Origin of the sequence: Burkholderia sp. BCC1972 (genome assembly GCF_905339605.1) — a bacterium.
Taxonomy (GTDB): Bacteria; Pseudomonadota; Gammaproteobacteria; order Burkholderiales; family Burkholderiaceae; genus Burkholderia.
In genome coordinates, this window is sequence record NZ_CAJPGH010000047.1 from 1 (window position 1) to 19,957 (window position 19,957).

Sequence of the window (19,957 nt, forward strand, 5' to 3'; positions counted from 1 at the left end):
CTCGCCGAAGTGCGCTGATCGTACCGGTTGCGCATCTCGCGCACGAGCCCCTGCGCGGCAATCCCGATTGCCCGCGCAGGGGCTTTTTGCTACATAACGGCATGACCGTTCCGACCCGTTCGGCGCCTGCTGCGCCACCGCCCGTTCCCGAGCCGCTCGCGCGTGCCCACGCGCGCTACTGGCGCTTCAACGTCGCGCTGATCGCGGTGCTGATGGTGATCGGCTTTTCGGTGTCGTTCATCGTGCCGTTCTTCGGGCCCGCGCTCGCGGGCGTCCGCTTCGCCGGCTTCAGCCTGCCGTTCTATGTCGGCGCGCAGGGTGCGATTCTGGTGTACCTCGTGCTGATCGTCGTCTACATCGGGCTGATGCAGCGCGCGGACCGCATGCTGCGCCGCGCATATGACGATCATGCGGCGCACGCCGGCAATGCGAACGGCGGGCGCTGATTCATGCTGACGCATCGACTGATCCGCGCGTACGCGCTCTACACGCTGGGGTTTCTCGGGTTCGTGCTGCTGATGTGGCGGATCGAGCGCGCGACGGGCTCGGGCGTCTGGATCGGCTACGTGTTCCTGTTCGTGCCGATCGCCGTGTATGCGGTGATCGGGCTGCTGTCGCGCACGTCCGATCTCGTCGAGTATTACGTGGCGGGGCGGCGCGTGCCGTCCGCGTTCAACGGGATGGCGACGGCGGCCGACTGGCTGTCGGCCGCGTCGTTCATCGGCCTGGCCGGGTCGCTTTACGCGACCGGCTACGACGCGCTCGCTTACGTGATGGGCTGGACGGGCGGATTCTGCCTCGTCGCGTTCCTGCTCGCGCCGTATGTGCGCAAGCTCGCACGCTACACGATTCCCGATTTCCTCGGCACGCGCTTCTCGAGCACGGCCGTGCGTGCGCTCGCGGCCGGCGCGGCGATCCTGTGTTCGTTCGTGTACCTGGTCGCGCAGATCCAGGGCATCGGCCTGATCGCGACGCGCTTCATCGGCGTCGATTTCGCGATCGGGATCTTCTGCGGGCTCGCGGGCATTCTCGTGTGCTCGTTTCTCGGCGGGATGCGCGCGGTCACGTGGACGCAGGTCGCGCAGTACATCATCCTGATCAGCGCGATCCTGATTCCGGTGTCGCTGATCGCGATGAAGAACGGGCTCGGCCCGGTGCCGCAGTTCAATTACGGCAAGCTGATGGAGCGCGTCGCGGCGCGCGAGGCGCAGGTGCGCGATGCGTCCGACGAGCAGCAGGTGCGCGATGCGTACCGCCGGCAGGCCGCCGGTATCCAGACGCAGCTCGACCGGCTGCCTTCGTCGTATGCGGACGCGCGCCGGCATCTCGTCGACCAGCTGGCCGACCTGCGGCGCCACAACGGGCCGCTGCGCGAGATCAGCCTGCGCGAGCGCGAGCTGGCCGATTTCCCGCGCGACCCGGCGGCGGCGCGCGTTGCGTGGACGCAGGCGCGCGACGACCTGCTGGCGCGCGCCGAGCCGCCCGTGCCGATGCACGAGCCGTTTCCCGCCGCGAGCGAAGACGAGCGCAAGCCGCGCGAACGCAATTTCCTCGCGCTGCTGCTGTGCCTGTCGCTCGGCACCGCGAGCCTGCCGCACATCCTGACGCGCTACAACACGACCACGTCGGTCGCGTCGGCGCGGCGCTCGGTCGGCTGGACGCTGTTCTTCATCGCGCTGTTCTACCTGAGCGTGCCGGTGCTCGCGGTGCTGATCAAGTACGAGATCCTCGCGAACCTCGTCGGGCGGCCGTTCGCGGAATTGCCGGCGTGGGTTACGCAATGGCACCACTTCGAACCGGACCTCATCAGCGTCGTCGAGGTGATTCGCGACGGCATCGTGCACTGGTCGGAAATCCAGATGCAGCCGGACATGGTCGTGCTGGCCGCGCCGGAGATCGCGGGGTTGCCGTACGTCGTGTCGGGGCTGATCGCGGCCGGTGCGCTGGCCGCGGCGCTGTCGACCGCGGACGGCCTGCTGCTGACGATCGCGAACGCACTGTCGCACGATGTCTATTACTGCATGGTCGCGCCCGATGCATCGAGCCAGCGGCGCGTGACGATCTCGAAGGTGCTGCTGCTCGGCGTCGCGCTGTTCGCGTCGTATGTCGCGTCGCTCAATACGGGGAAGATCCTGTTTCTCGTCGGTGCCGCGTTTTCGCTGGCGGCATCGAGCTTCTTTCCGGTGCTGGTGCTCGGCGTGTTCTGGAAGCGCACGACGACGCGCGGGGCGATTGCGGGGATGGTGACGGGGTTGGCGGTGTGCGTGTACTACATCGTGTCGACTTATCCGTACTTCACGCAACTGACCGGGTTCGCCGGGCGCACGTGGTTCGGGATCGAGCCGATCAGTTCAGGGGTGTTCGGCGTGCCTGCGGGGTTTGCGGTGGCGATCGCGGTGAGTCTGTGCGACAAGCGGCCGGATGAGTATACGCGGGCGCTGGTGGATTACATTCGGCATCCGTGAGGGGGAGGGGGTACGAAGCGGATATTCAGCTTCGGCAGGCTGTCGCCATGTAACCCCTACCAAACCTTGCCGACTCAGCAAGCCAGCCGCCCGGCTCACGTTCAATTCTTGACTCCACGTGCCGCAACAGGCGCTTTGCATAGCGCGGCATTGTGCAGGATCGCATTCCCCGTCGACTGGTAGTTGTCGGCGTCGCAAGGTGGCAGGCCGAACGAGGCGTCTCTCTCCTTGTCGCTGTCGTCATGATTACGCATCGCCGTCGTCTGCGAGAGCGTAGCAAGGCATTTTGCACTGTTGCCGAGATGGTATTGCGTCAGCGCGAGATCGCTGCGGACGCGGTCGATCTCGATCCAGTTCATGTCACGCGTGCATTCTTCGATCAATGATGTAAATACCGTCTCGGCCGCCGCGTAGTTTTTCTTCATATAAAGAGCGCGGGCCTGCGTGAGTCGTGCCGCACGTGAGCGGTCCGTACACGCTGCGGTAGGCTGTCGATAGGCGCCGTCAAACATCGCGCGTACGCCGCAATACGAACGGCAAGCATCGGTATTGCCGGAATCGACCTTCACCGCGCCGTGGCCGCCAGTGATGGAAATGCGGCATGTTTCGCCGCCATCGGTGGCCACGCCCGTGTTGCCTTTGAGCGCGCCCGTGAGCGAACAGGTGTGGCAGTTGCCTCCAATCGTATCGAGCGTGAATCGGCTTCCCTTCACGACGAGCGCGCCATGCGCGTGACCGCCTTCAACATAGGAATACTCGCCCGGCTCGACAGCGGATGCGACTGCAACGAAGGTGCCTGAAAAGCCCATGAAACTGCAAGCGCTCGCAAGCCATAGCGCGACATGCACACCTTTCCGTAGTGACACGCGCTTTCACCTTTTTCATATTGAGATTGCGTCGCCGGATAACTGGCAGCTTGACAGCGAGGTCCGATATGTCTGCGAACGCAGGTTTCGATACATGATCGACAATAGTCATCGGCACGTTGCTGCTTCGTTTCCCGGTACGGTCAAACAAGGCTCGAGATCAGATGACAGCCACAAGTGGCGCGATGACCATGTCGTGCTATCGGGATGCCGTCATCCGCCATCGATGTATCGCCTTCCTCGATGAGGTTGGGCGATACGTCGGGGTGCTGCGGACACGACACGCGATCGCCCTTGCGGGCGACATAGCGGCCGTCGAAACGCATGGTCGTAGAGCCGGTTTCGACTTTGCCTCCGTGGTCGGTGTCGTCTCCGACGCGAATTAAATTGATCATATCAGCCCACTATTTTCCGACGAGTGTCTTTAAGTAATCGACTCGCTGTTTGGTTATCGTTGCAAGGCAATCTTTCGTGATAAGACCGGAGCCGGCGCCTTGGGATTGCGATGCCTCGGCTGCGATATAGCCGTTGCACTGCTTGTCCCGGTAATTGAGCCAAGCCTTCTGAGATTGCTCAAACTCATTCTTGTACTGTGTGGCAGAGTACAGTTTTTGATAAATTGAATTGAGTTCTTTTTTTGATTTATCCAGGGCTTGGTTGGTGCAAGATAAGTCGTCGTATACGTTTCCGCTATTGACGCATGCATCGGCAAAAGAGGTTAGAGGTAAAATAAAAAATACAAGCGAGATGATCTTTTTCATAGTGTCATTAAAAATTATTGATTGTATGATTCGGGAATTGCTATGGTAAAGGGCTCCGGTCTAAAAGGCATTAGTCCTTCCGTTGTTCCATGTACATGAACTGCGCGTCCCGCTCCGTACCTATATCCGGTAATGCTTGCTTGATGGACAACATCTTCTACCCATGCTTTTGTTGCGTCCGTAGCCTCGTCTAAGGCATATGGATTTGCATAGCTGAGATTGTTGCCGACGAGAGAAGGGCCACCGTTTGCTCTATCTTGCAAATGAGCAATAACCATGGCTCTCACCCTTGCAGGGACTCTACTCTCGGGAACGTTTTGCACTGATCCATATGCGCCCGCTCTCGGAGCGTTAATGTCTGAAAACTGCCACCTATCATTAATTACGCCTCTAAAAGTGCTCCAGTTTTTGACGCCGGACATCACTCTGTTTATGATGGTGTCAACGACTGCGCCGGCCTGATTGGCTAAGTTTTCATCATTTAGACTGATGGCAACCTCTGTTGCTGTAACTTTAATCAGGTCTTCTACGTCTTGTTCAGACAGTCGGAGAATTCTTGTTGGATCACCAATTCCGGAATTAATGAAATTTCCGATCAATCCAATCGGATGAAAATGCCATGGGTTCGGCTCACTTGGGAACCCATCCACTTTTTTTTCGACGACCTGTTCCCACCACTGCAGTTTTCCGATTCGCTCAATCTCGGCCTTCCATAGCCACAGCAGTTTCTTCATTAGCGGCGACAGCGCTTCCCACTTTCCCAAGCCGCCGCCCCATTCGCTTTCGCAGCGTACTACAAGATGGGAGAGGGCTTCGGCCGTCCACTGTGTTTCCTGCGCATGCTTTAGCTCTTGTGCTGTCACCTTTCCGTCGTGGTTCGCGTCAATTGCCTTCTCAAGCTTCGAGATGAGAGGGCTTGCGTTGACGGTTGCCGCGCTTGTTTCGAATTCGGTTTTGTCTTCGTCGGCCAGAAACTGCTCGGCGACGTGGATGTAGCGTTTGAACATGTCGACAGGTTTGATGCTGCTGTTGTCGACCAGTTCAAAGCCGGGCCAGTCCCACGGCCCACACATCCGAGCTTGTTTGATGCTGCGGACGAACACGGATTCTGGGTAACACCCGACGGTTTTCCATTCGTAGTTCCGGAGTTGCAACCAGACGAGCAGTGCCCGGAATTGTCATTAAGAGAGATTCTGGAAAGACTCGACAGTCGAAATGCGCCTGGTACAGGAACTACCGATTCGTAGCAGGTCAGGGACGCTGAACAGGTTGCTTCGCGGCATCAGCATGCCGAACAAAACAATATGACGCGGGGAAACGATGAGGCCAAACCCTTGAGCGTCGTCAGTTACGCGTTTGCCGGATGCACGGTCGCGCTTTACTTGTGCGCGCTCGCCTATGACCTTCACATGCGCGCCTTCGGACACTTCGCTTTCGACTTCGTTTTCCCGCCGGCGGGAGTTGTGCATGCGCTCGGGCTAATTTTCTGATCAAGCGCTGACGATTCTTGAGTGTTGTTCGTAGACAACGCACCCAAAGCTGCTTTCCAAGGCAGTCTCACGACTGCTGGACGACGTGTAGATTACGGTGTGGATAGAAACGAAAAACGGGCCGAGAGAGGCCCGTTCTTGCTGGTGTTCTGGCGGAGAGAGGGGGATTCGAACCCCCGATAGGCGATTAACCTATACACGCTTTCCAGGCGTGCGACTTAAACCACTCATCCATCTCTCCGGAAGACCGAGAGTATAGCAAACTCTGGCGGCTGCCCGCCACTCCCTTCCGCGCCCGTCAGAAATTCGTCGTCGTCGACGGCCATACCGAGCGCGGGTCGCCGTGCGTCAGTACTCGCCGATCTTCGACGACCAGCACGACGTGTTCGCGATGTTGCGCACGGTCGGTGCGATGTATGTGGCGTGCTATCCGGACGCGCTAACGTGGGTCGACGATGGTATCGACGGACGATGAGATTCCACGATTCATGACCAGGCGATGCCGCTCATCCGGTCTCGGCGCGGCATGCATCGTGTGCGGGGTCGCTGACGCGCGATCGACGGGGACGCGCGCTCCGTGCGGGCGGTACGCCGCGCGAAACGCGCAAAAACCAATTATTTCATTTTTCTTTCGAATTGATCAGACATGTAAGGTATGACGTGCGCGCCGTGCACAGGGAGCAGCAGGAGCGGGCCCGTCCGGCCGTCGTGCATCGATACAACATTACAAAATGAATGGAAAGTGAAAGAATCCCTTCCCTTGACGCAATGCACCCGTGCCATTTATTGTCCGTCTGCCGCCCGTGAGAGAGCACGACGGCAATCGCGGAAGCGCGCGTTGCGCGCACGCCAACACGTAGCAAAAAGCAGAAAAGGAAACGTGGTAGCCACATGAAGCCGCTATTCGACGACAAGAAATCCGATGCGGTCAGCGATCGTCCTTCCATTCCGTCTTCGTCACCCGTCGCGGTGCCTGCCGCCGTCGCCAACGTCGTCGTACCGGCCGCCCAGCCGACGGAGCACGCGCGCCTGATCACCGTCGACGAGATCGACCAGCTCGGCGCGACGCAGGGCACGCGGATCGCCGCCTTTTCCCAGCAGATTCTCGCGAGCGTCCGCGCGTCGGATGCCGACCAGTTCGGCGACAAGCTCAACGAACTGATCGCGACCGCGAAGGGGCTGGACCCGCGCGGCGCCGACAAGGGCGGGCTGCTCACACAGGTCACGCGACTGTTCCGCTCGACCAAGGAGAAGCTGCTGTCGCAATACGAGTCGGTGAGCAAGCGGATGGACACGCTCGTCGTCGAGCTCGAAAACCATGCGCAGCGCCAGAAGGCCGGCATCGACGAGCTCGAGCGGATGTACAACGACAACTACGCGCTGCACCAGGAGCTCGCGCAGTCGAAGGCGCATGGCGAAACGGCACTCGCCACGTTGCGCGCGCACCTCGCGGCCGGCCAGCAGCCGGTGGACGACGCGTTCGCCGCGCAGCGCCTGCTCGACGTGAAGCGCAAGGTCGACGCGCTCGAAAGCAAGCTCGACGACCTCGACCGCGCGATGCTGATGTCGAAGCAGCTCGCGCCGCAGATCCGGATGGAGCAGGACCAGAAACGCACGCTGACGTCGAAGTTCATGACGATCAAGACCGTGCTGATCCCCGCGTGGACCAACGCGTTCGCGCTCTACCTCGAACAGCTCAGCACGAAGCGCGCGGCGGCACTCGCGAATGCGACGTACGACGCGGCCGACGAGGCGATCCGCGCGCAGGCCGACCTGAACCGCCAGAACGCGCAGGAAGTCGCGAAGCTCGGCCAGCGTCCGGTGATCTCGACCGACACGTTCGAATACGCGCAGCAGCAGCTGTTCGGCGCGTTCGACGACATCACGCAGATCATCGCCGACGGCCGCCGCCAGCGCGAACAGGACGCGCCGCGCCTGCGCCAGCTCGAACAGGACCTGATCACCCGATTCGCTCCGAAGCAGAACTGATAACCAAGAGAACCGAGAGAACACCGCATGATTACGCTTGAGAAACGCGCGGCGAAGGTCGCGATCGTCCTCGAAAAACGCCAGATCCTGAAGCCGCCCGTCGTGCGCGTCGGCGCGGCGCTCGACATCTCCGGTTCGGCGAAGCCGCTGTACCAGTCGGGCGTGATCCAGGAGACGCACGACCGGATCCTCGGCATCGCATTGAAGTTCGACGACAACGGCGAAGTCGACACGTGGACCTTCACCGAAGGCTACGACCGCCTGCCGACCGCGACGCCGGACAACTACGGCTCGTACATCTCCGATCACGTGCTCGACGCGCGGATCGAGAAGTGGGGCGGCACGCAGTATGCGCCGGTGATGAACGACATCGTCGACTTCTTCTTCCGCGCGCCGGAGCCGAAGCGCGAAGCCAGGCGCGGCTTCCTGAGCCGGTTGTTCGGCAGTGCGGACGACACGTCCGCGCCGGTCGCCTCCGCACCGGCGAACGGCCATCTACCCGCGTGGGTGCTGTTCGTCACCGACGGCCAGAACCCGAAGAACGACCGCAAGCGCGTGCGCCAGCTGCTGGCCGAGTCGCAGCATTTCCCGTTGTACTGGTCGCTGGTCGGCGTCGGCGATCCGAGCGAATTCGGCTTCCTCGCGGAAATCGCGGGCGAAATGCCGAACGTCGGCTTCCTGCATCTCGAATCGCTGAATATCAGCGACGAACAGATCTACGAACAGCTGATCACGCAGGAATTCTGCGACTGGGTGCGCGCGAAGTAAGCGCGGCCCGTACGCCCCTTTTTCTGAACTCGATTACCCCCATCATGTTGAAAGACTTCAAGATCCCGTTGTCGCTCACGGCGCTCGCGCTGATCGCGGCCTATCTCCTCGGCGGCGTGAAGGACATGCTGATCGTCGCGGTCCTGTGCGTGCTCGAAATTTCGCTGTCGCTCGACAACGCGGTCGTCAACGCCTCGGTGCTCAAGAACTGGTCGGAGAAGTGGCGCAACCGCTTCATGGTGTTCGGCCTGCCGGTCGCGGTGTTCGGCATGCGGCTCGTGTTCCCGCTGCTGATCGTCGCGGTGATCGGCCACATCGGCCTGTGGGACGCGCTGACGCTCGCGATCGAATCGCCGGACAAGTACGCGGCGGTGCTGACGTCTGCGCATCACGAGGTATCGGCGTTCGGCGGTGCGTTCCTGCTGATGGTGTTCTTCAAGTTCATGCTCGACACCGAGAAGGACGAGCACTGGATCGGCTTCCTCGAAGGCCCGATGCGCCATCTCGGCCGCATCACCGCGCTGGAAGTGGCGCTGACGCTCGCGATCGTGATCATCGCGTCGTTCTACGTGCCGGCGGCCGAGCAGGTCAGCTTCCTGCTCGCGGGCGCGTTCGGCGTGATCGGCTTCGTGATCGCGCACGGCGTGGGCGACCTGGTCGGCGGCGAGGACACGGGCACGCGCGTGGTGCGCGAAGGCGTCGCGGGTTTCATGTATCTGGAAGTGCTCGATTCGTCGTTCAGCTTCGACGGCGTGATCGGCGCGTTCGCACTGTCGAACAACATCTTCCTGATCGCGCTCGGCCTCGGCGTCGGTGCGGCCTACATCCGGGAAATGACGCTGGTGCTGCTGAAGAAGGGCACGCTCGCGCAGTACCGCTTTCTCGAGCACGGCGCGTTCTGGGCGATCGGTGCACTCGCGACGATCATGTTCCTGGGCGTGAAGTTCGAGGTGCCCGAAGTCGTCACCGGCCTGATCGGCGCGGCGATGATCGCCGCGGCCGTGTGGTCGTCGATCGTCGTGCAACGCCGGGAAGACCGCACCGCGGTCGCCGGCAAATAAGCGCGGTCACGCGCGGCACGAAAGCCATCAACGAAGGGCCGCACCGGGCGGCCCGGCATTGCCGCCGGCGCAACGGCGGTTCCAGCAGAAGAGGTTCAGATGATCAATTTGTCGAAAGGCGGTCGCGTCAACCTGTCGAAGGAGGCGCCCGGCACGCAGAAATTCCGCATCGGTCTCGGTTGGGACGCGAACGCGACGGACACGGGCACGGACTTCGATCTCGACGTGTCGGTGTTCCTGTGCAAGTACGACGAACAGAGCAATCCGAAGCTGATCTCGGATCAGCACTTCGTGTTCTACAACAGCGAAGTGCGCACGATGGAGCGCAAGGAAACCTTCATCCAGCCGGGCGACGATTTCCCGAAGCGCGGGATGCCGGCGTCGAAGTGCCTGGGCGTCGTGCATAGCGGCGACAACCGCACGGGCAGCGGCGCCGGCGACGACGAAGTGATCTTCATCGACATGACGAAGCTCGCGGCCGACGTCGAGGAAATCTCGGTGGTCGTGACGATCGACCAGGCCGAAGCACGCCGGCAGAATTTCGGGCAGGTGCGCAACAGCTACATCCAGATCGCCGACGAGGTGACGGGCGCGGTGATCGCGAAATACGCGCTCGAGGAAGACTTCTCGATGGAGACGTCGGTGCAGGTCGGCAGCTTCTATCGCCGCGACGGCCACTTCATGTTCAAGGCTGTCGGCGCCGGCTACAACCGCGGCCTCGGCGATTTCGTGCGCGCGTACGGCGGCGCGGTCTGACTGGCGGCAGCCCGGCGTGGGGAGCAGCGCCGCGCCGGGCAGGAAGCAGCGATGACGAATCCGTCCGACGAGCCGAAGCGGCTCGAGTTCGATACGACGCCCGAGCCCACGCCCGGGCGTCTTGCGTTCGACGCGCCGGCCGCGGCCGGTGCGCCGCCCGTGCGTGCGCCCGAGCGGCCCGCGCCGCAGGCGCTCGACCTCGGGCCGGCGCCCGTGTCCGGGAAAGGCGTTCAGGCGCCGCCCGTCGACGCGATCGGCCGCGCACTGTTCGGCGAATCGAATCATCCGCAGCTCGAAGCCTGCTTCCGCGCCGCGCAGGCCAGCTTCCCGAATCTCTATCCCGACTACGCGCCGCGCATCGAGCGGCACATCCGGCAACTGGTGCCGCTGAAGCTCGCGACGGTCGCGACGATCGGCGACGGCGCGCTGGAAGCGGCCGGCAATCTCGTCGAAGCCGTCGCGGCGACGACGCGCGAATTCAACGAACTTGGCGCAGCCGACATGATGGCCGGCATGCTCGCGCAGGCGACGCGCAAGGCCGGCATGTTCGAACGCTGGTTCGGCGCGGCGTCGGGGCAGGTCGACTACCGCGCGGCGATCGGCGCGCTCAAACAGTCGCTCGGGTTCTTTCCACGCCGTACCGAGGAACTCGCCGCGAAGGTCCGCCATGCGGAAGAAAACCTCGTGGTCGTGCTCGCGGCGCTGAGCGCGGTGTCGGACGTCGTGCGTGCGCCGGACGACGCCGGTGTCGAGCGCACGCTGTTCGACCGCCGCAACATCGTCGGGCAGGCCGTCCAGCAGATCCGGATGCAGCCGGCACAACTGCGCGGGCTCGACGAGCGCGCGACCGATCTGCTGTCGCGCGCCGATCACCTGATGAACGTCGTGTTGCCGGCGGCGCTGGCCGCACGGCCGCAGCGCTGAGCAAACGGCACGGCGGCCGCGGCGCGGCGTCGCGCCGTTTCGCGCGTGGCGCCGCGAGTCTGCTATCTTCCCGGGCATCCCATCGCTTTCCCGCCGATTCTCCATGACTGACCGCATCGTCGCCGCGTTCGATTTCGACGGCACCATCACGACTACCGACAGCTTCCGCCATTTCGTCCGCTACGCGGTCGGCACGCCGCGCTTCGCCTGGGCCGGGCTGCGCGCGCTGCCGTGGATCGTCGCGATGAAGGCCGGGCTGCTGTCGCGCGGCGACGCGAAGGCGAAGTTCGCGTCGTTCGCATTCGGGCCGATCCGCGAGGACGCGCTCGATGCGCAGGCGCGCACGTTCGTCGACACCTATCTGCCGAACCTCGTGCGTCCGGAAATGCTCGAGCGCATTCGCGAGCATCGGGCGCGCGGGCATGAAGTCGTGCTGGTCAGCGCGTCGCCGTCGCTGTATCTGGAGAAGTGGGCGAAGACGGCCGGCTTCGACGCCGTGCTCGCGACGCGGCTCGCGTTCGAGCGCGGCACCTTCGCCGGTCGCCTCGACGGCGAGAACTGCTGGGGGCCGCAGAAAGTGGTGCGGCTGCGCGGGTGGTGGGGCAACCAGCCGCCGAAGCAGCTGTTCGCGTACGGCGACAGCCGCGGCGACAAGGAAATGGCCGAGCTCGCGAACTGGTCGTGGATCCGCGGGCAGGGGCCGATGCCGCCGATCGGCGCTTGATTCGGCGCGTCACGCGTCTGCCGGTGCCTGGCGCGTGTCGCGCTGCGGCCGATCACCGCCCCAGCGATTCGCGCGCGCGAACGTGCCGGTGTCGTTGAAGCGCACGCCGACTTCGCGCAGCGCCGCATGCGCGGTGCGCGCGGTCAGTTGCCGGATGTAGAACGGATCGCGCACCACGAAGTGATGGATCGCGTGCGTGCTGCCGAAATTGAAGCAGAACAGCTGGAACGGCACCATCCACCACGGGTTCAGCACCTGCGTCTGCTGGATCACGTTGCGCGAATCGATGTCGCCGAAGTAATGCATGTTCGAGCTGACGAAGTTGATGCAGAAGCTGCGCAAGAAGTTCGGCCCGAGCCACACCACCGCGAGGAAGTCGACGACGCTCATCGCGCGCTCGACGACGGCCGGCACCGTCATCGTATAGCCGAGCGCATGCAGCGCGAACAGGCCGGCGTGATAGACGATGAACGCATGCCACAGCACGTAGTACACGTGACCGACCGGCATGTACGACGACACCTGTTCGACGCGCAGCTGCAGCCGCTCGGACGGATCCTGCACCGGCTGCGCGGCCACATACTGCTTCACCTTGCGGCGCATCGCGGCCGGCCGCAGCACGACGGCGAGCATGCCGTCGGCGATCATCAGCAGGCGCTTCACGCCCCAGCGCTCACCGTTGGTGATGCCGAATTCCTCGAGATCCGATTCGCCGCCCGACACCTTGTGGTGATGCAGGTGCATGCGCCGCCGCGTCCACGGGTTGATCGTGCCGGGCCGCGTGAGCCAGCACAGCGCCATCATCAGGTGATAGGCCCACGGCGTCTTCTTGAAGTACATCAGGTGGATCAGGTCGTGCTCGAGTTCGTGGATCAGCGACGTGACGAACGCGGCGAGCGGCAGCGCGACGTACCATGCGATCGCGCCGCGCGCATACAGCCACGCGATCGCGAGCATCGCGCTCACCGACACGGCCATCACGGTCGCGCCGACGAGGTTCTGGTTGTCGAGCAGCGGGAAACGCGCGCGGATCGCGTCGCTCGCGGCGTTGACCTCGCGGCGGACGTACGCGACCTTGTCTGCATCGTTTCGAAAGACGGTTCGTGCGGGTTGGCTCATCGACCGGAATCCGTGCGGAAAGAGTAGGGCGCAATGCCGATGTCACAAGCATAGGCGCGCGCCGGACCGCGCGCGAGGGCCGCCGGTGCCAATGACGGTGTCATTTCGGGCCACGTTGGACCGTCCGGCTAGAGTGCCGCCGCGGTGTCATTGCGGGCCAGCGACGCTACAATCCGCCGAAACCGCTCCGGAGTCCGCCGCATGGTCCTGTCCGTCCCGGATGCCGCGCGCCAGTTGAACAAGGCGACGGTGTCGTCCGCGTATGCGCTGTTCATGCTGATGCTGGCCGAGGAGCGCGGCATCGACGGCGGGCGCATTCTCGCCGGCTCGGGCGTCGAGCGCGACCGGCTCGCGCAGCCCGATGCACGCATCACGCCGCTGCAGCAGGCGGCGATCGTGTTCAACCTGCTCGACGCGACGGACGACCCGTCGATCGCGATCGAGATCGGCCTGCGCAGCAGCCTGACGAAAGCGGGGCTGATCGGCTTCGGGCTGATGAGCTGCGCGACGCTCGGCGAGGCGATCGCGCTCGGCATCCGCTACCTGCCGACGCGCGTGCCGTTCTTCTCGGTGCGGCTCGCGCAGCTCGACGGGATCGTCGACATCGACGTGCTCGAAGCGTTTCCGCTTGGGCGGCTGCGCCAGTTCGCGGTCGAGAACTTCCTGGTCGAGACCGCGATCCTGTTCAATTCGCTGCTGTATCCGATGCCGGGCCGCACGCTGCAGTCGCGTGCCGAACTCCATTTCGAATGGCCGGAGCCGCCGTGGTTCGAGCGTTATCGCGCGCGGCTGCCGCGTTGCCATTTCGATGCGAGCGCGAACCGCATCCGCTGCGATGCCGCGCTGCTCGACGAGCCGATCGGCACCGCGAACGCGCAGACCGCGCAGATGATCGTCCAGCAGTGCGAGGCCGAACTCGCGCGGCTCGGCTATGCGGAGAGCATCGTCGAGCGCGTGCGCAACCTGCTGATCTGCGGCGATGGCGGCTATCCGTCGGTCGACGACGTCGCGCGCGAGCTGCACGTGTCGGCGCGCACGCTCAAGCGCAAGCTCGCCGAGTACGGCGCGACCTATTCGGCGCTGCTCGACGAAATCCGGCTGCGCGATGCGCTGCGGCTGCTCGAGGGCACGCGCCTGCCGGTCGACGAGATCGCCGCGCGCGTCGGCTATACGGACCGCGCCAATTTCACGCGCGCATTCAAGCGCTGGACGGGCGTCGCGCCGAGCGAGCGACGCTGAACGCCTGCACCGGCGGCCGCTTTAGACGATCGCGATCCAGTTCGCGCCGTGTCCGCCCGGCACGCGCGCGTGCGGCGTCAGCGCGCCGTCTTCCGGTGCGATCGCGTACACCGCCACGTGTTCCGACTGTTCGCCGCAGGCGACGAGCCAGCGTCCCGACGGATCGATCGCGAACCCGCGCGGCTGCGTCTCGGTCGCCGTCGCGTGTGCGGGTTCGAACGATCCGTCCTCGTCGCGGCGATAGCAGAGCAGCCGGCTCGACGTGCGCTCGCTGACATACGCGAAGCGTTCGTCGGGCGTCAGGTGTAGGTCGGCGGCCCACACGGACGGTTCGAGGGGCGCGGGCGGGCGCGCATGGCCCGGCGCGAGTTCGGCGACGGCCGGATGGCGCGCGCTCACGTGGGCGTCGCCGAGCCTGCCGGTATCGGGGTCGCGTGCCAGGGTCGCGAGCGTGGCCTGGAATTCGCTGACGACGATGAGCGTGCGGCCGTCATCCGCGAACCGCAGGTGACGCGGGCCGAAACCGGCCGGCACGCGCGTTTCGCCATGTTCGACCGCACGCAGGCCGGCCGCATCCTCGACGAGCGCGAAGCCGAACAGGCGGTCCGAGCCGAGCGAGCTGACGTACGCGAAACGGTTGTCGGGCGACACGATTACCGCGTGCGCATTTGCGATGCCGCTCGCGACCTGCAGCGGCGTGCCGTCGCCGTCGCGCACGCGCGCGGCGTCGTAGAGGCTCAGCGAATTCCCGCCGTACGACGCGCCGAGCAGCCAGCGGCCGCTGCGGTCGAGCGACAGGTACGCATGGCTCGCGTCGATCGCCGTCGTGCCGATGCGTGCGAGCGCGCCCGTGGCCGCAGCGATGCGGAACGCGACGATCGTCGGCTGTTCGCCGCGCGTCGCGACGTAGAGCCGCGTGTGGTCGGCCTGCACGGCGATCGGCATCGCGACGTCGGCGGCCGGATAGCGCGCGAGCGGCGCGAGCGTGCCGTCGCCGGCGAGGGAGAACGTGGCGAGGTCGCCGTCGACGGCATTCGAGACGACGACGGTCAAGCGGTCAGTGTTCGGCATGGCGGAGCATCGAAGCGTTCGTGAAGGATGCGTCGGCCGGCAGGCCACGCGGCGGATCGCTGCGCCGGTGCGTGCGCGCGAACAGCGCGGCGACCGCGGCGACGAGCGAAGCGATCGCGAGCGCATACAGGCCGCCCGTGATCGAACCCGTATGTTGCTTCAGATAGCCGAAGGCCGTCGGCGCGACGAAGCCGCCGAGGTTGCCGACCGAGTTGATCAGCGCGATCACGGCCGCGGCCACGCGTGTGTCGAGATAGCCCTGCGGGATCGGCCAGAACAGCGACGACGCGGCCTTGAAACCGAGCGCGGCGAAGCAGATCGACGCGAACGACCACACCGGGTCGTGCGACGTCGACGCGAACAGCCCGCAGGCGGCGAGCACGAGCGCGCACGCGAGCCAGCGCTGCGGATGCCGCCACTTCGACGACAGCACCGCGAAGCCGTACATCGCGCCGATCGCGATCATCCACGGAATCGTGTTGTACAGGCCGACCTGGAAATCGGTGAGGCCGCCCATCTTGCGGATGATCGTCGGCAGCCAGAACGTGGCCGCGTAGATCGTCAGCTGGATCGAGAAGTACAGGAAGCAGAACAGCATGATCTGCGGGTCGCGCAGCAGCGCGGTGGCGCGCACCGGCACGTTCGAGCGCACGTCGCGTGCCGCGCGTTCCTCGTCGAGCGCGTTCTGGAGCGCCGTGCGCTCTTCGGCCGTGAGCCACGTCGCGTCGCGGATGTGCGATTTCAGCAGCAGCCAGCTCGCGCCGCACAGCGCGACCGAGAACAGCCCTTCGATCAGGAACATCCACTGCCAGCCTTCGAGGCCGAAGCCGCGGATCGACAGCAGTGCGCCGGTCACCGGCCCGGACAGCACCGACGCGAACGCGGAGCCGCCGAGGAAGATCGCCATCGCCTTGCCGCGCTCCTGCGGTGGCAGCCATTGCGACAGGTACAGCACGACGCCGGGGAAGAAGCCGGCCTCGGCCGCGCCGAGCAGGAAGCGCAGCGTGTAGAACGACGTGTCGTTCCACACGAACGCCATCGCGGCCGCGACGATGCCCCACGTCGCCATGATGCGGGCGAGCCACACGCGTGCGCCGTAGCGTTGCATCAGCAGGTTCGACGGCACTTCGAACAGCGCATAGCCGACGAAGAACAACCCGGCGCCGAGTCCGTACGCGGCAGCGCCGATGCCGATCGACGCTTCGAGGTGGCGATCGACGAAGCCGACGTTCACGCGGTCGATGTAGTTCGCGATGAACATGATCAGCACGAGCGGCAGCACGTGCCACTTCACTTTCGAGACGGCGGACGCGAGCGGGTCGCGGCCGGACAGGGCGGGCGAGGGCGGGTTCAAGGGTGTCTCCGGTCGGGCGGCGGCGGACGGGGCGGCGGGCCGCATCCGCATCCGGGTGGCGCTCTATGTAGTATGTCGTCGTATAACATGGTACGCCGGTGTGTTCGGGATGGCGTCGCGGGTTTACCCGAAATTTTGCTTAAATTTGGAGAATTCGCGCGATGGAGAAGGTGCGGTTTCATGTCTGATGACGTATGACATGAAACGACATCGTGTCGTGTCGACCACAGTCCGGGAGTGGGCCAGGCTCGGCGTGAAACTCGCGGTCGAGGCGGCGCATTCGAGTACGGCGCGTTTCCGGAGCCGGTGGAGAAAACCGACCTCGACGGGGCAGTGCGCGATACCTGCGTGTTTCGCACGATGGCGCTCATGCAGGAAGTCGTGCCGCACATGCAACGGCAACTGCGCGGCGCGATCGTGACGATCGACATGCAACGGACCCGCAAGCCGTTTGCAGGGGAGCGCGGCTACGCTGTATCGAAGGGCGCTCGCGGTTGCGGCAAAATACCGGGCGCGCGAACTCGGCGTGCATGCCGCTCGCGCGAACGGCGGCGATTTCATGGCTTGACGATGGAGCAACGGATCATGCGGGACAATCAGCACGCGCGGCACGTCTTCGCGTTCAACGGCGACGCGGACGGCCTGTGCGCGCTTCAGCAACTGCGGCTCGCCGAACGCGTGCACGGCACGCTCATCACCGGCGTGAAGCGCGACATCAGGCTGCTCGAGCGGATCGACGCACGGTCGGGCGACATCGTCACCGCGCTCGACGTGTCGCACGACCAGAACCGCGACGCGTGCGTGCGGCTGCTGCGCGACGGCGCGACAGTGCGTTACTTCGACCATCACTTCGCGGGCGATCTGCCCGACCATCCGCGCTTCGACGCGCATATCGACACGGCGGCCGACGTCTGCACGAGCGCGATCGTGAACCGCTATCTCGGCGGCCGGTACGTGCGCTGGGCGATCGTCGCAGCCTATGGCGACGAACTGCCGGCGCTCGGCGACGCACTGGCGCGCGAGCACGGGATCGACGAAGCCGAGCGCTGCGTGCTCGCCGAATTCGGGCGCTATCTGAACTACAACGCGTACGGCGAGTGCGTCGGCGATCTGCACTTCGATCCGGCGGTGCTCGCCGATGCGATGCTGCCGTGCGTCGATCCGCTCGATTTCGTGCGCGAGACGGCCGTGTTCGCCGCGCTGCGCGACGGCTACCGCGACGACATGGCGCGTGCGTGCGCACTTGCACCGCTGCGCGAGGTGCCGGGGGCGACGCTGGTCCGGATGCCCGATCATCCGTGGGCGCGGCGCGCGACCGGCATGCTGGCGAACGAGCGGATGCGCAATGCGCCGGATGCGGCGCTCGCGGTGCTGTCGCCGCGTGCCGGCGGCGGGCTCGTCGTCAGCGTGCGCGTGCCCGACGGCCGGCCGCTCGGTGCGGACGAGTTCTGCCGCGGTTTCGCGACGGGCGGCGGGCGCAAGCGCGCAGGCGGCATCAACCATCTGCCGGAGGCCGAGTTCGACGCATTCGCCGAGCGCTTCGAGGCCGCGTTCCGGCTCGATTGACGCGACGCATCGTCGACCGGATCAGCCGGTCGCACCGGCGGTGCACGGTCGGCCCGCCGGGCCGCCGCGGCGTGCTTCGATGCGTTCGGCGTTGCGCCAGCCGTGCACGGTGTGCACGAACCGGCCGACGTACCACAGCCCGGGCAATATTCCTTGCGCGCCGACGTTCTGCGGGGCGACTTCCATCGGATTGACACGGATCGCGAGGTCGCGCGCGGATCGTGCGGCCATGACGGCCGGCGTCGACACCGCGCAGCGCAGCCGCGACAATACGCGTCTCTTTTCGCTGATGTCATCGAGGTGCCCGTGCCCGCCAAGTCGTCCGTTGCTCCCGCGATCGTCTGGTTCCGCGACGATCTGCGCGTGACCGACCAGCCCGCGCTGACCCGCGCGGTCGAGTCGGGCCGGCCGCTCGTCTGCGTATTCGTCGATGACACCGGCGACGGCGCAGGGCGCCCGCTCGGCGGCGCGGCACGCTGGTGGCTGCACGGGGCGCTGGCCGGGCTCGATGCCGCGCTCGCGCGCCACGGCGGACACCTGTTGCTGCTGCGCGGCGACGCACGGCGCGAGATCGAGCGTGTCGTGCACGACACGGGCGCGCAAGCCGTGTACTGGAACCGCCGCTACGCACGGCCGGAGCGTGACGCCGACGCGGCGCTGAAGGCGTCGCTCAAGGCGGGCGGCGTCACGGTCGAGAGCAGTAACGGCAGCCTGCTGAACGAGCCGTGGGAGGTGCTGACGGGCAGCGGCGGTCCGTACCAGGTGTTCACCGCGTACTGGCGGGCGGCGCGCCGCGATCGCACGGTCGCCGCACCGCTGCCGGAACCCGATCGGATCGCGTTTCAGCCGTGGCCCAAAACCGTGCGCGACCGCGCGCTGGCGCTCGACGCGCTCGCGCTGCTGCCGCATGCGCCGGACTGGGCCGGCGGCCTGCGCGAAGCGTGGCCCGCACCGGACGAAGCCGGCGCGCACGCCCGGCTCGACGCATTCTTGACGAACTCGCTCGCCGGTTATGCGGACGCGCGCGACCGTCCGGATCTTCCCGCGACGAGCCGCTTGTCGCCGTTCCTGCGCTTCGGCAACGTGTCGCCGCGACAGGTATGGCACGCGGTGCAGGGCGCCGCGCACGCCGGCGGTGCGGCGTACGCCGCGGACGCCGACAAATTCCTGAGCGAGCTCGGCTGGCGCGAATTCAGCTACACGCTGCTGTATCACTTCCCGACGCTCGCGACCGACAACTTCCGCGCGCAGTTCGACGCGATGCCGTGGCGCGACGATCCCGCCGCGTTGCGTGCATGGCAGCGCGGGCAGACCGGCTATCCGCTCGTCGATGCGGGCCTGCGCGAGCTGTGGACGACCGGCTGGATGCACAACCGCGTGCGGATGGTCGTCGCGTCGTTCCTGATCAAGCACCTGCTGATCGACTGGCGCGCGGGCGAAGCGTGGTTCCGGGACACGCTGGTCGATGCGGACCCGGCGAACAACGCGGCGAGCTGGCAGTGGGTGGCCGGCTGCGGCGCCGATGCCGCGCCGTACTTCCGCATCTTCAATCCGGTTGCGCAGGGGCAGAAGTTCGACCCGGACGGCGCATACGTGCGGCGCTGGGTGCCTGAGCTCGCCGGCCTCGACGACGCGTCGATCCACGCGCCGTGGGAAGCGTCGCCGCTGGCGCTCGAGGCTGCCGGCGTGCGGCTCGGCGTCGACTACCCGGAACCGCTCGTCGAGCATGCGGCCGCACGTGCCCGCGCGCTCGATGCGCTGGCCGCGTTGCCGAAGCGGCACTGAGCGCGTGCCTGCGCGGCAC

20 protein-coding genes, 1 tRNA gene and 1 pseudogene are annotated in these 19,957 nt (G+C 65.4%); 12 read left to right on the forward strand and 10 right to left on the reverse strand.

What is annotated here, in order from left to right; genetic code table 11:
- The first annotated feature begins 101 nt into the window (after positions 1-101).
- Positions 102-446, forward strand: coding sequence for a DUF4212 domain-containing protein (locus tag U5798_RS35900; RefSeq protein ID WP_124456858.1), 345 nt, complete (start codon positions 102-104; stop codon positions 444-446).
- Positions 447-449: 3 nt separating this feature from the next.
- Positions 450-2,465: a sodium:solute symporter family protein gene (locus U5798_RS35905; RefSeq protein WP_124456859.1), complete on the forward strand. Its 2,016-nt coding sequence runs from the start codon at positions 450-452 to the stop codon at positions 2,463-2,465.
- 101 nt (positions 2,466-2,566) lie between these two features.
- On the opposite strand, the gene U5798_RS35910 is transcribed toward U5798_RS35905, so the two are convergent.
- From U5798_RS35910 to U5798_RS35935, 6 genes and pseudogenes are all read right to left on the reverse strand, one after another.
- Positions 2,567-3,331 (reverse strand): hypothetical protein, encoded by a 765-nt coding sequence (locus tag U5798_RS35910; protein WP_322084772.1) that lies wholly within the window; start codon positions 3,329-3,331, stop codon positions 2,567-2,569.
- A 143-nt stretch (positions 3,332-3,474) separates the two neighbouring features.
- Complete coding sequence (locus tag U5798_RS35915; RefSeq protein WP_322084773.1) at positions 3,475-3,726, reverse strand: PAAR domain-containing protein; 252 nt, start codon at positions 3,724-3,726, stop codon at positions 3,475-3,477.
- Between the two features lie 9 nt (positions 3,727-3,735).
- On the reverse strand, positions 3,736-4,092 hold the full coding sequence (locus U5798_RS35920) for a lysozyme inhibitor LprI family protein (protein ID WP_322084774.1): 357 nt from the start codon (positions 4,090-4,092) through the stop codon (positions 3,736-3,738).
- Between the two features lie 14 nt (positions 4,093-4,106).
- Positions 4,107-5,168, reverse strand: a pseudogene (locus U5798_RS35925) (hypothetical protein); the annotation flags it as partial.
- Between the two features lie 105 nt (positions 5,169-5,273).
- Positions 5,274-5,561, reverse strand: a complete 288-nt coding sequence (locus tag U5798_RS35930; RefSeq protein ID WP_322084775.1) for a hypothetical protein — start codon at positions 5,559-5,561, stop codon at positions 5,274-5,276.
- A gap of 171 nt (positions 5,562-5,732) precedes the next feature.
- Positions 5,733-5,823, reverse strand: a tRNA-Ser gene (locus U5798_RS35935).
- A 102-nt stretch (positions 5,824-5,925) separates the two neighbouring features.
- On the opposite strand from U5798_RS35935, the gene U5798_RS35940 reads away from it, so the two are divergent.
- The 7 genes from U5798_RS35940 to U5798_RS35970 all read left to right on the forward strand — a co-directional run bounded on the left by U5798_RS35940 (position 5,926) and on the right by U5798_RS35970 (position 11,804).
- The gene (locus U5798_RS35940; protein ID WP_322084776.1) at positions 5,926-6,057 is read left to right on the forward strand and encodes a hypothetical protein; all 132 of its coding nucleotides are present in this window, start codon (positions 5,926-5,928) and stop codon (positions 6,055-6,057) included.
- A 416-nt stretch (positions 6,058-6,473) separates the two neighbouring features.
- Complete coding sequence (locus U5798_RS35945; RefSeq protein ID WP_322084777.1) at positions 6,474-7,571, forward strand: toxic anion resistance protein; 1,098 nt, start codon at positions 6,474-6,476, stop codon at positions 7,569-7,571.
- A gap of 27 nt (positions 7,572-7,598) precedes the next feature.
- Positions 7,599-8,339, forward strand: coding sequence for a VWA domain-containing protein (locus tag U5798_RS35950; protein ID WP_322084778.1), 741 nt, complete (start codon positions 7,599-7,601; stop codon positions 8,337-8,339).
- A 44-nt stretch (positions 8,340-8,383) separates the two neighbouring features.
- The gene (locus U5798_RS35955; protein WP_322084779.1) at positions 8,384-9,400 is read left to right on the forward strand and encodes a DUF475 domain-containing protein; all 1,017 of its coding nucleotides are present in this window, start codon (positions 8,384-8,386) and stop codon (positions 9,398-9,400) included.
- Between the two features lie 99 nt (positions 9,401-9,499).
- The gene (locus U5798_RS35960; protein WP_322084780.1) at positions 9,500-10,156 is read left to right on the forward strand and encodes a TerD family protein; all 657 of its coding nucleotides are present in this window, start codon (positions 9,500-9,502) and stop codon (positions 10,154-10,156) included.
- A gap of 51 nt (positions 10,157-10,207) precedes the next feature.
- On the forward strand, positions 10,208-11,080 hold the full coding sequence (locus tag U5798_RS35965; protein ID WP_322084781.1) for a hypothetical protein: 873 nt from the start codon (positions 10,208-10,210) through the stop codon (positions 11,078-11,080).
- A gap of 103 nt (positions 11,081-11,183) precedes the next feature.
- Complete coding sequence (locus tag U5798_RS35970) at positions 11,184-11,804, forward strand: HAD family hydrolase (RefSeq protein WP_124456871.1); 621 nt, start codon at positions 11,184-11,186, stop codon at positions 11,802-11,804.
- 9 nt (positions 11,805-11,813) lie between these two features.
- Here U5798_RS35970 and U5798_RS35975 read toward each other — a convergent pair whose 3' ends face one another.
- Complete coding sequence (locus U5798_RS35975; protein WP_322084782.1) at positions 11,814-12,923, reverse strand: fatty acid desaturase; 1,110 nt, start codon at positions 12,921-12,923, stop codon at positions 11,814-11,816.
- A gap of 201 nt (positions 12,924-13,124) precedes the next feature.
- On the opposite strand from U5798_RS35975, the gene U5798_RS35980 reads away from it, so the two are divergent.
- A complete protein-coding gene (locus U5798_RS35980) occupies positions 13,125-14,162 on the forward strand; it encodes an AraC family transcriptional regulator (RefSeq protein ID WP_322084783.1) in 1,038 nt (345 codons plus the stop codon).
- A 21-nt stretch (positions 14,163-14,183) separates the two neighbouring features.
- On the opposite strand, the gene U5798_RS35985 is transcribed toward U5798_RS35980, so the two are convergent.
- Together U5798_RS35985 and U5798_RS35990 are read right to left on the reverse strand one after the other, a co-directional pair.
- Positions 14,184-15,233, reverse strand: a complete 1,050-nt coding sequence (locus U5798_RS35985; protein ID WP_322084784.1) for a lactonase family protein — start codon at positions 15,231-15,233, stop codon at positions 14,184-14,186.
- Positions 15,220-16,587 (reverse strand): MFS transporter, encoded by a 1,368-nt coding sequence (locus U5798_RS35990; RefSeq protein WP_124456875.1) that lies wholly within the window; start codon positions 16,585-16,587, stop codon positions 15,220-15,222. Before U5798_RS35990 ends, U5798_RS35985 begins: the two co-directional genes overlap by 14 nt.
- A 585-nt stretch (positions 16,588-17,172) precedes the next feature.
- Here U5798_RS35990 and U5798_RS35995 point away from each other — a divergent pair.
- Complete coding sequence (locus U5798_RS35995; protein ID WP_124456876.1) at positions 17,173-18,153, forward strand: acetyltransferase; 981 nt, start codon at positions 17,173-17,175, stop codon at positions 18,151-18,153.
- 21 nt (positions 18,154-18,174) lie between these two features.
- Here U5798_RS35995 and U5798_RS36000 read toward each other — a convergent pair whose 3' ends face one another.
- Complete coding sequence (locus U5798_RS36000) at positions 18,175-18,384, reverse strand: hypothetical protein (RefSeq protein WP_124456877.1); 210 nt, start codon at positions 18,382-18,384, stop codon at positions 18,175-18,177.
- Positions 18,385-18,459: 75 nt separating this feature from the next.
- Between U5798_RS36000 and U5798_RS36005 the strand changes: the two genes are divergently transcribed.
- A complete protein-coding gene (locus U5798_RS36005) occupies positions 18,460-19,938 on the forward strand; it encodes a deoxyribodipyrimidine photo-lyase (RefSeq protein ID WP_322084785.1) in 1,479 nt (492 codons plus the stop codon).
- The last annotated feature ends 19 nt before the right edge of the window (positions 19,939-19,957 follow it).